The 599-nt window shown below is 70.5% G+C and carries 1 protein-coding gene; it reads left to right on the top strand.

Going from position 1 to position 599, the window contains the following annotated elements; genetic code table 11:
* Positions 1 to 599, top strand: a 599-nt coding sequence (locus AC1DWF_RS36440; protein ID WP_476843312.1) for an HAD-IIIC family phosphatase, incomplete at both ends; no start/stop codon positions are given.

Here is a 599-nt window from a genome sequence, read left to right as displayed (position 1 = left end):
GTGCTGGCGATGCACCGCACGCTGCTGCAGCAGGGCAGCGTGAAAATCGTCTTCTTCGACCTGGACGACACGTTGTGGCGCGGCGTGGCTGCCGAGCAGAGCCGGATTGGCCCGGAGATGATCGAGGGCTGGCCGCTCGGCATGCTGGAGGCGGTGGACCATCTCTGGCGGCGCGGCGTCCTCGTCGCGCTGGTCAGCAAGAACGACGAGGCGGTCGTGCTCGACGCCTGGCAGCTCTACCAGGGCCTCTTCCCCATCGAGAACTTCGTGGCCCGCCGCATCAACTGGGCGCCGAAGGCGCAGAACATCCGCGAGATCCTCGGGGGGGTGAACCTGCTGCCGGAAAGCGCCGTCTTCGTGGACGACAATCCGCTGGAGCGGGACGAGGTGCGCAAGGCCCTGCCGGGGCTGCGGGTGATCGACGCCCCGTTGGCGGAGTGGCGGCGGATCCTGCTGTGGTCGGCGGAGACCCAGCGCGCGGAGGTGAACCGCGAGGCGCTGGCCCGCACGGTCATGGTCCAGGCGCAGATGCGCCGGGAGGAGGAGCGTGCCGCGCAGGATCCGGTGGCCTTCCTGGCGGGGCTGGGGCTGCGGGTGGG

The sequence above is a fragment of the Aminobacter sp. P4_D5 genome, from assembly GCF_056401815.1.
Note: the sequence above shows the minus strand (reverse complement) of the source record. Positions and strands in the feature narration are given on the sequence as shown.